9 protein-coding genes are annotated in these 12353 nt (G+C 57.5%); 5 read left to right on the top strand and 4 right to left on the bottom strand.

The window, feature by feature from the left end; all coding sequences use genetic code 11:
• Window positions 1-14 precede the first annotated feature (14 nt).
• Both HV350_RS17475 and entF read left to right on the top strand, forming a co-directional pair.
• Window positions 15-233, top strand: a complete 219-nt coding sequence (locus HV350_RS17475) for an MbtH family protein (RefSeq protein WP_016152190.1) — start codon at window positions 15-17, stop codon at window positions 231-233.
• On the top strand, window positions 230-4120 hold the full coding sequence (gene entF, locus HV350_RS17470; protein WP_181629014.1) for an enterobactin non-ribosomal peptide synthetase EntF: 3891 nt from the start codon (window positions 230-232) through the stop codon (window positions 4118-4120). Before HV350_RS17475 ends, entF begins: the two co-directional genes overlap by 4 nt.
• Before the next feature lie 45 nt (window positions 4121-4165).
• On the opposite strand, the gene fepC is transcribed toward entF, so the two are convergent.
• Genes fepC through fepD form a run of 3 tightly spaced genes read right to left on the bottom strand, consistent with a single transcriptional unit; the run spans window position 4166 to window position 6980 of the window.
• Window positions 4166-4987 carry an iron-enterobactin ABC transporter ATP-binding protein gene (gene fepC, locus HV350_RS17465; RefSeq protein WP_016152192.1) on the bottom strand — a complete coding sequence of 274 codons (822 nt, stop codon included), beginning with the start codon at window positions 4985-4987 and terminating at the stop codon, window positions 4166-4168.
• Window positions 4984-5976, bottom strand: coding sequence for an iron-enterobactin ABC transporter permease (gene fepG, locus HV350_RS17460; RefSeq protein ID WP_016152193.1), 993 nt, complete (start codon window positions 5974-5976; stop codon window positions 4984-4986). The genes fepC and fepG overlap by 4 nt, the downstream gene beginning before the upstream one ends.
• A complete protein-coding gene (gene fepD, locus HV350_RS17455; protein WP_115190843.1) occupies window positions 5973-6980 on the bottom strand; it encodes a Fe(3+)-siderophore ABC transporter permease in 1008 nt (335 codons plus the stop codon). The genes fepG and fepD overlap by 4 nt, the downstream gene beginning before the upstream one ends.
• Window positions 6981-7089: 109 nt before the next feature.
• Here fepD and entS point away from each other — a divergent pair, with 109 nt between their 5' ends.
• Entirely contained in the window at window positions 7090-8328 is a 1239-nt protein-coding gene (entS, locus tag HV350_RS17450) for an enterobactin transporter EntS (RefSeq protein ID WP_181500120.1), read from the top strand.
• Window positions 8329-8386: 58 nt separating this feature from the next.
• Here the strand turns inward: entS and fepB are convergent, their stop codons facing one another.
• Window positions 8387-9343: a Fe2+-enterobactin ABC transporter substrate-binding protein gene (fepB, locus tag HV350_RS17445; RefSeq protein ID WP_016155944.1), complete on the bottom strand. Its 957-nt coding sequence runs from the start codon at window positions 9341-9343 to the stop codon at window positions 8387-8389.
• Between the two features lie 187 nt (window positions 9344-9530).
• Here fepB and entC point away from each other — a divergent pair, with 187 nt between their 5' ends.
• Window positions 9531-10706, top strand: coding sequence for an isochorismate synthase EntC (gene entC / locus HV350_RS17440; protein WP_016152197.1), 1176 nt, complete (start codon window positions 9531-9533; stop codon window positions 10704-10706).
• A gap of 33 nt (window positions 10707-10739) precedes the next feature.
• Entirely contained in the window at window positions 10740-12350 is a 1611-nt protein-coding gene (gene entE, locus HV350_RS17435) for a (2,3-dihydroxybenzoyl)adenylate synthase EntE (RefSeq protein WP_181629013.1), read from the top strand.
• The last annotated feature ends 3 nt before the right edge of the window (window positions 12351-12353 follow it).

Here is a 12353-nt window from a genome sequence, read left to right as displayed (position 1 = left end):
GACAGGAGTTGAGTATGGAATTCAGTAACCCCTTCGATAATCCGCAGGGCCAGTTTTACATTCTGCAAAATCCCCAACGTCAGTTTAGCCTTTGGCCGCAGCAATGCTCACTTCCTGCTGGCTGGACGGTCGCGTGCGAACCCCAATCACAGGAAGCCTGCCAGCAATGGCTGGATGCAAACTGGACCACGCTGACGCCAGCGAACTACGTCGATGTGCAGGAGGCTCCATGACTCAACGTTTACCGTTAGTTGCGGCTCAGCCGGGGATCTGGATGGCAGAAAAACTCTCCACATTGCCCTCAGCGTGGAGCGTGGCGCACTACGTAGAATTAACCGGCGAACTGGACGCACCGTTGCTGGCGAAAGCGGTAGTGGCGGGTCTTGAGCAGGCCGATACCCTACGGATGCGGTTTAGCGAAGATAACGGCGAGGTCTGGCAATGGGTAGACTCTGCGCTTGCCTTTGCGCCACCAGAAATTATCGATCTGCGCGAAAAATCCGATCCGCATGCGGCAGCGCGCGCCTTGATGCAGGCAGACATGCAGCAGGACATCCGTGCTGATGGCACTAAGCCGCTGGTTTTTCACCTGCTCATTCAGGTGGGAGAAAAGCGTTGGTATTGGTATCAGCGTTACCATCATCTGCTGGTTGATGGCTTCAGTTTCCCGGCCATTACCCGCCAGATAGCCGCGATTTACCGCGCATGGCTGCATGGCGAGTCCACGCCGGAATCACCTTTTACGCCATTTTCTGAGGTGGTGGAAGAGTATCAACAGTATCGGCAAAGCGATGCCTGGCAACGCGACGGCGCCTTCTGGACCGAGCAGCGAAAGCAACTCCCACCTCCGGCTTCGCTGTCTAACAAACCCCTGCCAGGTCGGTCGGCCAGCGCGGATATTATTCGTCTGAAGTTAACCGCGCCTGAAGGGGAGTTTCGCCGGCTTGCGGCACGTATGCCAGACGTTCAGCGTGCGGATCTGGCCCTTGCGCTGGTGGCGTTGTGGCTCGGACGTTTATGCAGCCGAATGGAATATGCCGCCGGGTTTATCTTTATGCGGCGTATGGGGTCGGCGGCGCTCACGTCCACCGGACCGGTTTTAAACGTCCTGCCATTTGGCGTGCAGTTGAATGCGGCAGAAAGCTTGCCTGCACTTGCCCAACGACTGGCCGCACAGTTGAAGAAAATGCGCCGACATCAGCGATATGATGCTGAGCAAATTGTTCGCGACAGCGGGCGCGCAGCCGGTGCCGAACCGCTGTTTGGCCCGGTACTGAACGTGAAAATATTCGACTATCAGCTGAATATTCCTGGCGTTCAGGCGCAAACCCATACGTTGGCGACAGGTCCGGTGAACGATCTGGAGCTGGCGCTGTTCCCGGATGAAAACGGCGGGCTGAGTATTGAAATCCTGGCCAATAAACAGCGCTACGATGCCGCGACGCTGGCGCAACATGCATCGCGGTTAACCGCGCTTATCGCGCAGTTTGCCGACAATCCGTCGCTATGCTGCGGTGACGCCGGGATGCTGTTGCCGACAGAATATGAGCGGCTGGCGAAGATGAACGACACGACCGTGGCGATCCCGTCCACCACGCTGAGTGCGCTGGTGGCACAGCAGGCCGATAAAACGCCGGATGCCCCGGCGCTGGCTGATGCCCGCTATCAGTTTAGCTATCGTGAAATGCGCCAACAGGTTGTGGCGCTGGCGCGCCGCCTGCGCGAGCGTGGCGTACAGCCTGGTGACAGCGTTGCCGTGGCATTACCGCGTTCCGTGTTCCTCACGCTGGCGCTGCACGGTATTGTTGAGGCGGGAGCCGCCTGGCTGCCATTGGATACCGGATACCCGGACGATCGCCTGCGGATGATGCTCGAAGACGCGAAGCCAAAATTGTTGATCGCGACCGAAGAGCAACTGGCGCGCTTTAGCGATATTCCGGAGCTGGAAAGTCTGTGCTACAACGCGCCGCTGCCAGAAGAGGATGCTGCACCGCTGGCGCTATCTCAACCTAATCATACGGCCTATATTATTTTTACTTCCGGTTCTACCGGCAGACCAAAAGGGGTGATGGTTGGGCAAACAGCCATCGTTAACCGTTTGCTGTGGATGCAAAATCACTATCCTCTGACCGCGGATGATGTGGTGGCGCAAAAAACGCCGTGCAGTTTTGACGTCTCGGTATGGGAGTTTTTCTGGCCGTTTATTGCCGGGGCAAAACTGGTCATGGCAGAACCTGAAGCGCACCGCGATCCGCTGGCGATGCAGCAGTTCTTTGCGCAGTCAGGGGTGACGACCACGCACTTTGTTCCCTCTATGCTGGCCGCTTTTGTTGCTTCACTGACGCCGGAAACCGCGCGGGAGAGCTGTGCCTCGCTGAAACGGGTATTCTGCAGCGGCGAAGCCTTACCTGCAGATTTATGCCGCGAATGGGAACAGTTGACTCATGCGCCACTGCACAATTTATACGGGCCAACGGAAGCGGCAGTCGATGTGAGCTGGTATCCGGCCTGGGGGGACGATCTCGCTGCCGTAACGGGCAATAGCGTGCCGATTGGCTATCCGGTATGGAATACCGGTTTACGGATCCTGGACGCCATGATGCGCCCGGTGCCCTTTGGCGTGGCAGGTGATCTCTATCTGACGGGGATCCAACTGGCGCAAGGATACCTGGGGCGAGCGGATCTAACCGCGAGCCGCTTTATCGCCGATCCATTTAACCCTGGTGAACGCATGTACCGTACCGGGGATGTGGCGCGCTGGCTGGAGAATGGCGCAGTGGAATACCTCGGGCGCAGCGATGACCAGCTTAAAATTCGCGGACAGCGCATTGAGCTCGGTGAGATTGATCGGGTGATGCAGCAACTGCCAGATGTCGAACATGCCGTTGCCCACGCCTGCGTATTCAACCAGGCGGCGGCGACAGGCGGCGATGCGCGACAGTTGGTGGGGTATCTGGTGTCGCAATCGGGGTTACCGTTGGATACGTCTGCATTGCGGGAAACTCTGCGTGAAAAACTGCCTGCCCATATGGTGCCGACGGTATTGTTGCAACTGGCGGAGCTGCCGCTGAGTGCAAACGGTAAACTGGATCGTAAAGCGCTGCCGATGCCGCAGTTGACGTCGCGTACGTCAGGACGTGCGCCGCGAGCAGGGACTGAAACCGCCATCGCGCAGTCTTTTGCGGCTTTGCTGGATTGCGAGGTTAATGACGTAGAGGCTGACTTCTTTGCGCTTGGCGGACATTCGCTGCTGGCGATGAAGCTGGCAGCGCAGTTGAGCCGGATTTTTGAGCGTCAGGTAACGCCTGGGCAGATAATGGTGGCTTCTACTGTTGAACAACTGAGTGCACTGCTGGAGAGCAATGATGATGAACAGTCGCAGCGTCTGGGATTCGAAACGCTGCTGCCGCTGCGTGAAAGTCATGGCCCAACGCTGTTTTGCTTCCATCCGGCGTCGGGTTTCGCCTGGCAGTTTAGCGTGCTGTCGCGTTACCTCAGTCCGCAGTGGTCGATTATTGGCATTCAGTCGCCGCGACCGGATGGCCCTATGCAGACGGCGGAAAACCTTGATGCGGTATGCGAACATCACCTGGCAACGCTGCTCAGCCAGCAGCCTCATGGTCCCTATTATTTATTAGGCTACTCGCTGGGGGGGACGTTGGCGCAGGGAATCGCCGCACGCTTACATGCCAGAGGAGAGACAGTTGCATTCCTGGGGCTGCTGGATACCTGGCCGCCGGAAACGCAAAACTGGCAGGAAAAGGAGGCCAATGGGTTGGATCCCGCGGTACTGGCCGAGATCGAGCGTGAACGTGAAGCGTTTCTGGCAGCGCAGCAGGGGAATGCGTCAGAGGCCTTATTTAATGCTATCGAAGGTAACTACGCCGATGCGGTTCGCCTGCTCACCACGGCACACAGCGTGCCGTTTGCTGGTCACGCCACGCTGTTCGTCGCTGAGCGCACCTTAGTGCCGGGGGTCAGTCCTGAACGCAGTTGGTCACCGTGGATATCCAGTCTGGATGTATATCGTCAGGACTGCGCGCATGTCGATATCATAACTCCTGAAGCGTTTGAGAAGATTGGGCCTGTCATGCGTGACCTGCTCCAAAATATCCAATAAACGTCATCGGGTCAGCGTGTTAAACGCTGACCCGTGTAGTCATCCCTATAGAGATGACTGGGTATGAATTTTCGGTGTACGCCCAAGCGGCACCACTAACGGCGTTCCGGCAACCGGATCGTCGATAATCATACAGCGCAGACCATAGATTTTTTCAATAAGCTGCGCGGTGACGATCTCTTTCGGCGCACCCTCGGCAACAATTTTTCCGTCACGCAGCGCAATCAGATGCGTCGCATAGCGACACGCCTGATTAAGATCGTGCAGAACGGCGGCCAGCGTATACCCTTTCTCCCGGTTTAGCTCACTCAGCAGCTCTAGCAGATCGATCTGATGGCTGATATCCAGCCAGGTGGTAGGTTCGTCGAGCAGCATAATCGACGTTTCCTGCGCCAGCACCATCGCAATCCATGCGCGCTGGCGTTGTCCACCGGAAAGGGTATCCACACTTTGTGACGCAAGATGAGTGATTCCCGTCGCCTGCATTGCGTTTGAGACCGCGATTTCATCCTCATTTCGCCAGCGGGTAAACAATGGCTGATGCGGGTAGCGCCCACGGGCAACCAGCTCCTGTACCGTAATATCACCCGGCGTGGTGGCGTTCTGCGCCAACAAACCTATTCTGCGAGCAACCTCTTTGCTGGCATAGTGCTGGATATGCTCGCCGTCGAGCCAGACCTTACCGTGCGCGGGCGTCATCAGACGACTAAGCGTGCGCAGTAGTGTTGATTTTCCGCAGCCGTTTGGCCCGATAATTGCGGTGAAGTGACCGTCTGGAATCGACACATTGAGGTTTTCCGCTACGGTAAATTTGCCATAACCCAGCGTTAACTGGTCGCCACGCAAACGGGCTACTGATTCGATCATTTTTTGCGGGACTCCTGAATTAACAAGACGATAAGATAAATACCGCCGAGGCTTACGGTGACAACGCCCACCGGAAGCTGATAAGGCATAAACAGCTGTTGGGCGCATAAATCCGCCATCAACAGCAGCAACGCGCCACACAGCGCCGACAGGGTTAATCCCCAGCGCGATGTGCCGCTAATCCGCCGCGCGATATGTGGGGCGACAAGGGCAATAAACGAGATAGGGCCAGCCAGCGCGGTGGCGGCAGCGGTCAGTACAACCGCAACCAGCATCATCATCAGACGTGAGCGCTCTACGCTGACGCCAAGCGCACAGGCGCTGTCATCACCCATTTCCAGTAAACGCATCCGGCGCACCAGCAGCGTGGCGCACACCAGCATAAGGATAATCAGTGGGGCAGAAGGCCAGGTTTTGGCCCAGGTCAGGCCATTGAGCGATCCGGCGTTCCACAGTCCGGCGGTCAGCGCGGTTTCTAATGATGCCTTCAGCAGTAGCCAGGTGTTGAACGCAACCAGCATGGCGCGTATGCCGATCCCAATAATAATCAGCCGGAAGGTGTCGATACCATTGCGCCAGGCGAGCGCCCAGACCACCAGAGACGTCAGGACCCCGCCAACCATGGCCGCAAGCGCGATAGCGGTGAGATGCTGTCCGAACAGCACCATTGCCACCAGCACACCGCTCCAGGCACCGGTATTGAAACCCATCACATCCGGGCTGCCCAGCGGGTTGCGCATCAGCGACTGGAATATTGCACCGCTCACGCCGAGCGCCGCGCCAATCAATAGCGCCATCAGCACGCGTGGCAAACGCCATTCGGTCACCACCAGCGTAATACTGCGCGGCGCATCGCCAAGCAGAGCGGCAATAATTTGCTGGGTTTCCAGCGTAACGACGCCGCTACGCAGGCTCCACAAGCCAACGGCGAGACAACCTACAACCAGCAGCAGGCTGCTGACTATCAGGCGGCGGGAGAGGTGCATCATGCGCCACCCCCGCGCGGTTTCCGGCGTACCAGAAAGATAAGCACCGGCGCGCCGATAAATGCGCTGACCACTGAAACGCGCAGTTCGCCGGGGACAATCAGGCGACCGATGATATCGGCAATTAACAACAGAGAGGGGGTTGCCAGCAGGGTAACGGGCAGCGACCAACGGTGATCTGCCCCCACCAGCCAGCGTGCCATATGTGGCATCATCAGGCCGATAAAGGCGATAGGGCCGACAATCGCGGTCGCACTGCCGCACAGTACGGTAATCACCAGCAGGCCAATAAACTGCGTGCGAGCGACTTTGCTGCCAAGCGCGGTGGCGGTGTCGCTCCCGAGGCTCAGGCTATTCAGGGCGCGGCTAAGGAACAACGCGACAGCCGCGGCAATCAGTACCGGCACCAGGACGACCTTCAGCGTATGCAGGCTGCGGATATCCAATGAACCGGCCTGCCAGAAACGCAACTGATCGTAGACATCCGGGTTGAGCAGGGCGATTCCGGTGGATAATCCTTCCAGCACCGCGCCCAGCGCAACGCCCGCCAGCGTCAGACGTACCGGGCTTAACTGCCCGCCGCCCTGGCTGCCGGTAAATGCCACTATAAGCGACGCGGCCAGCGCCCCTGAAAAGGCCATCAGCAGTTGCTCTTGCGCAGAGGAAAAACCGAACAGCGCGGCTCCCAGCACAATAGCGAAGCTGGCACCGGAGTTAACGCCCAGAATGCCGGGATCGGCGAGAGGGTTACGCGTGAGCGTTTGCATTAATGCACCAGCCAGACCCAGCGCCCCACCGGCGAGAAGCCCCGCCAGCGTGCGCGGCAGTCGCGCGTCCAGCACGATGGTGCAATCAGCGCTTTGACAACTGCCGGTAAGTGCATCCAGCACCACGGAGGCCGGTAGCGACTTGGCGCCAATAACCAGACTTAATACCGTGGTGAGAACAAGTAATAACAATAGTCCGGGCACGGCGAAGGCACGTGTCGCGGAAACAGAGCATGACATATCAACTTCCCTGATAATGATAGTAATTATCGTTATCGATCTTATTTGGATATGTTAGCATGTGCAGCCATCGAATGGATATTGAAAAAGTACCTGGTAAGGCTCTGTAATGAATCGACAATCCTGGCTGCTCAATCTCAGCCTGTTAAAGACCCACCCTGCATTTCGCGCCGTCTTCCTCGCCCGTTTTATTTCCATTGTCTCTCTGGGGCTACTCGGCGTGGCGGTTCCGGTACAGATCCAGATGATGACCCAGTCGACCTGGCAGGTAGGTTTGTCAGTGACGTTGACCGGCAGCGCAATGTTTATTGGTCTGATGGTGGGCGGGGTGCTGGCCGACCGCTATGAGCGTAAAAAAGTGATCCTGTTGGCTCGTGGAACCTGCGGAATCGGCTTTATTGGTCTGTGTCTGAATGCGCTGCTGCCCGAACCGTCTTTACTGGCGATTTATTTGCTTGGCTTATGGGACGGTTTCTTTGCCTCGCTGGGCGTGACCGCGTTGCTGGCGGCAACACCGGCGCTGGTTGGGCGGGAGAATTTGATGCAGGCCGGGGCGATTACCATGCTGACGGTACGTCTGGGTTCGGTTATTTCTCCGATGCTTGGCGGAGTATTGCTCGCGACCGGTGGCGTGGCCTGGAACTACGGTCTGGCGGCGGCGGGCACTTTCATTACCTTGCTGCCGTTGCTGAGCCTTCCCGCGCTGCCGCCTCCGCCGCAGCCGCGCGAGCATCCGCTAAAATCGCTGCTGGCAGCATTTCGCTTTCTGCTTGCCAGCCCGCTGATTGGCGGCATTGCGCTGCTTGGCGGTCTGTTGACTATGGCTAGCGCCGTGCGCGTGTTGTATCCCGCGTTGGCGATTAACTGGCAAATGTCGAGTGCGCAAATAGGTCTGCTGTATGCGGCCATTCCTCTTGGCGCGGCGGTGGGCGCGTTGACCAGCGGACAACTGGCGCACAGCGTGCGTCCGGGACTGATCATGCTGGTATCGACCGTGGCTTCGTTCCTGGCTATCGGTCTGTTTGGGTTGATGCCGATCTGGGAGCTTGGCGTTGTCTGCCTGGCGCTGTTCGGCTGGCTGAGTGCGGTCAGCTCTTTGTTGCAGTACACCCTGTTACAGACGCAGACGCCAGAAGCGATGCTCGGGCGAATTAACGGTTTGTGGACTGCGCAGAACGTTACAGGAGATGCGATCGGCGCGGCGCTGTTAGGGGGATTGGGGGCGATGATGACACCGGTTGCTTCGGCAAGCGTAAGTGGGTTTGGGCTGGTGATTGTCGGTCTGCTACTGCTGCTGTTGCTGGGAGAAGTGCGCCGATTCCGACAAATGCCTGTGAATGCCGGATAGCGTTGTCTTCTACGGTTTGTAGGCCGGATAAGGCGTTAGCCGTATCCGGCGCTGGCGATTAAAAGAGAGCTGACAGACGTTGCAGCAGCAAGGTCGCGCTGTAGTAGTCGAGACGGAAGGTTTCCGTACCCAGGGCGTAAACACGTTTATTCTGCACGGCAGGCAGATGTGCCAGCAGCGGATTAGCATAAATGGCGTCGGCATCTTTGTTGTCGCCAGCGAACAGGAACAGCGCTTCGCCGTTCAGGCCAGCCGCCAGGTTCTCACCGCCAAGCTGGATGATATCGTGGCGTTTGCCCTGACTCTGGCTGGTGTGCAATCCGGCAGGCAGCGGTGCCAGGGTGAAACCTAACTGCTCCATCAGCTTGCCCTGCGCCGACTCAGGCGTCCACAGGTTGGCGCTGTGTGCTGCAGCGGTGTATACCAGCGCGCTGACCGGTTGCGGCGGCAGGGTAATACGCTGCTTGACCGCCTGCAGTTGCTTATCAAACTCGGCAATACGCGCAGCCGCCTGTTGCTCCTGACCGGTAATTTCACCTAACTGCGTCAGCAGCGCCTGCCAGCTTTTGTCGTCGTAATTAATGATTAGCGTTGGCGCAATGGTGGACAACTGATCGTATAGCGCGAGGGCTGAATCTCCCCCGGTGGCGCTGATCAGAATCAGATCCGGCATTTGCGCTGCCACGGCCTCAGCGCTCGGTTCGCCGATATACAGGCGGCTCAGTTTGCGCGCTTTTGCCACTTCGCTCCACTGGCGTAAAAAGCCCTGTGCATCGCCGATGCGATTGTTCGGCGTAGTAGCGCCGCTGGCGATGACCGGGGCATCAATTGCCAGCAGCGAGCCGGTGAGGGTGACGCTGGTGGAGACAATTCGCTGCGGCTTATGTTCCAGCGTATGCGTACCACGACTGTCGGTAACCTGACGCGGCCAGTCGGCGGCATAACCTGAAGAAATTCCTGAAATAGACAAACCTGCCAGTAAGAGCACGGTGCGGCAAAAAGAGGGGAGACTCACGAATCATCATCCTGTTATCAGTATAGGTAATGCTTCTCATTTTCATTGTTAGTGGACAAGGATGCAAGCCAAAGTCGCACATTGTGCTGCCACAAGAGTTGACATACCGCCGCTTTGCTTTTAGGTTAGCGACCGAAAATATAAATGATAATCATTATTAGAGCTTTTATCATTTTTGGAGGATGATATGGAAACGTCACTGGCCGAGGAAAAAACGCAGACTATGCCGACGCTCGCTCCCGACAGTTTTTTCTTTATGTCGCCGTACCGTAGTTTTACGACGTCAGGATGCTTCGCCCGCTATGCGGAACCGGCAATTGATGGCGATTCGCCAGACAGCCCTTTCCAACAGAAAATGCATGCACTGTTTGCTGATGCCAAAGCGCAGGGTATCGCTAACCCCATCATGGTCGGGGCGATTCCTTTTGACACCCGCCAGCCGTCATCGCTGTTTATTCCCCAGTCGTGGCAGACGTTCTCCCGAACGGCGAAGCAGCAATCATCTCGTTACTTTAACGCGCATCAGTCGCTGAACGTTGTTGAACGTAAATCGATCCCGGAACAGAACTTCTTTGAAGATATGGTCGCTCGCGCGGCTGCGCTGACGGCAACCCCGGAAGTCGACAAAGTGGTGTTGTCACGCCTGATCGATATCACCGCTGATGCCAATATTGACAGCGGGGCGCTGCTGGAGCGCCTGGTGGCGCAAAATCCGGCGAGCTACAACTTTCACGTTCCCCTTGAAGACGGTGGCGTATTGATTGGCGCCAGTCCGGAACTGCTGTTACGCAAAGAAGGCGATCGTTTCAGCTCATTACCGCTGGCAGGCTCGGCACGACGTCAACCGGACGATGTGCTGGACCGTGAGGCGGGCATCCGCCTGCTGGCGTCCGAAAAGGATCGCCATGAGCACGAACTGGTGACGCAGGCCATGAAAAATGTCCTGCGCGATCGCAGCCGTGAACTGCAACTCCCTTCTTCTCCGCAACTGGTCACCACGCCTACGCTCTGGCACCTCGGCACGCCGTTTGAGGGTAAAGCCAACGCGCAAGAAAACGCCCTGACGCTCGCGTGCCTGCTGCATCCGACGCCTGCGCTGAGCGGTTTCCCGCATCAGGTTGCGCGCAAACTTATCGCCGAGCTGGAGCCGTTCGATCGCGAACTGTTCGGTGGCATTGTCGGCTGGTGTGATGCCCAAGGTAACGGCGAATGGGTGGTGACGATCCGTTGTGCGAAGCTGCTGCGTAATCAGGTACGTTTCTTTGCCGGTGCCGGGATTGTTCCGGCTTCGTCTCCGGTTGCGGAATGGCGTGAAACGGGAGCCAAACTCTCCACGATGTTGAATGTTTTTGGACTGCATTAAGAGCCTTATTGACCAGGCCTCTAAGGAGCGATAATGAGTATTCCTTTCACCCGTTGGCCGGAGGAGTTTGCCCGCCGCTATCGTGAAAAAGGTTACTGGCAGGATTTGCCGCTGACCGACATTCTGACCCGTCACGCCGACAGCGACCATACGGCGGTAATCGATGGCGAACGCCATCTGAACTATCGCCAACTGAATCAGGCCACTGACAATCTCGCCTGCAGTCTGCGCCGTCAGGGGATCAAACCCGGCGAAACCGCGCTGGTGCAACTGGGCAACGTGGCTGAGTTGTATATCACATTCTTTGCGCTGCTCAAGCTGGGTGTAGCCCCGGTGCTGGCATTATTCAGCCATCAGCGAAACGAACTTAACGCCTATGCCAAACAGATCGAACCTGCGCTGCTGATTGCCGATCGTCAGCATGCGTTGTTTAGCGGAGACGATTTTCTTAACGCTTTTGTGGCTGAACACAATTCAGTGCGCGTGGTGCAACTGCGCAATGACGAAGGCGAACACAATCTGCAAACGGCGATAAGCCAGCCTGCGACTGATTTTTCCGCCACGCCATCGCCTGCTGATGAGGTGGCCTATTTCCAGCTTTCAGGCGGGACTACCGGGACGCCAAAGCTGATTCCTCGTACCCATAACGATTACTACTACAGCGTGCGTCGCAGCAATGAGATTTGCCGCTTCACCGGGGAAACGCGTTATTTATGCGCGATCCCGGCGGCGCATAACTACGCGATGAGTTCGCCTGGCGCGTTGGGGGTATTCCTGGCTGGCGGCACCGTCGTGCTGGCGGCTGACCCGAGCGCCACCCTGTGCTTCCCTCTGATTGAACAGCATCAGGTTAACGTCACGGCGCTGGTGCCGCCAGCGGTGAGCCTGTGGCTGCAGGCAGTTGCGGAGTGGGGGAGCAATGCGCAATTGGCTTCGCTGACGCTGCTACAGGTCGGTGGGGCACGGCTTTCCGCCTCGCTTGCGGCGCGTATTCCGGCGGAGATTGGCTGCCAGCTGCAGCAGGTCTTCGGCATGGCGGAAGGGCTGGTGAACTACACCCGTCTGGACGACAGCCCTGAACGCATCATCAATACCCAGGGCCGCCCGATGTGTCCCGATGATGAAGTCTGGGTAGCAGACGCTGACGGCAACCCTTTAGCCCAGGGAGAAACCGGGCGCCTGATGACGCGTGGCCCATACACCTTCCGCGGCTACTTCAAAAGTCCTGAGCACAATGCCAGCGCCTTTGACGCCAACGGTTTTTACTGCTCTGGCGATCTGATCGCCATCGATCGAGATGGCTACATCACCGTCCAGGGACGTGAGAAGGATCAGATCAACCGCGGTGGAGAGAAGATCGCTGCAGAAGAGATTGAAAACCTGCTGCTGCGCCACCCGATGGTGATCCATGCCGCGCTGGTCAGTATGGATGACGAACTGATGGGCGAGAAAAGCTGTGCCTGGTTGGTGGTAAAAGAGCCGCTGCGAGCGGTGCAGGTGCGTCGTTTTCTACGCGAACAGGGCGTAGCGGAATTTAAATTACCTGACCGCGTTGAGTGCGTTGAGTCGTTACCGCTGACTCCGGTTGGGAAAGTAGATAAAAAACAATTACGTCAGTGGCTGGCATCACGTTCACTGGCCTGAAGG

The organism is Citrobacter sp. RHBSTW-01013 (assembly GCF_013781985.1).
In the GTDB taxonomy this organism is placed as follows: domain Bacteria; phylum Pseudomonadota; class Gammaproteobacteria; order Enterobacterales; family Enterobacteriaceae; genus Citrobacter; species Citrobacter braakii.
This window is presented reverse-complemented; position numbering and strand designations above follow the sequence as displayed.

Bases quoted from the DNA above. Each gene is read 5' to 3' on its own strand.
- HV350_RS17475 (WP_016152190.1), top strand. From the start codon at position 15: ATGGAATTCAGTAACCCCTTCGATAATCCGCAGGGCCAGTTTTACATT.
- entF (WP_181629014.1), top strand. From the start codon at position 230: ATGACTCAACGTTTACCGTTAGTTGCGGCTCAGCCGGGGATCTGGATG.
- fepC (WP_016152192.1), bottom strand. From the start codon at position 4,987: ATGATCGAATCAGTAGCCCGTTTGCGTGGCGACCAGTTAACGCTGGGT.
- fepG (WP_016152193.1), bottom strand. From the start codon at position 5,976: ATGATGCACCTCTCCCGCCGCCTGATAGTCAGCAGCCTGCTGCTGGTT.
- fepD (WP_115190843.1), bottom strand. From the start codon at position 6,980: ATGTCATGCTCTGTTTCCGCGACACGTGCCTTCGCCGTGCCCGGACTA.
- entS (WP_181500120.1), top strand. From the start codon at position 7,090: ATGAATCGACAATCCTGGCTGCTCAATCTCAGCCTGTTAAAGACCCAC.
- entC (WP_016152197.1), top strand. From the start codon at position 9,531: ATGGAAACGTCACTGGCCGAGGAAAAAACGCAGACTATGCCGACGCTC.
- entE (WP_181629013.1), top strand. From the start codon at position 10,740: ATGAGTATTCCTTTCACCCGTTGGCCGGAGGAGTTTGCCCGCCGCTAT.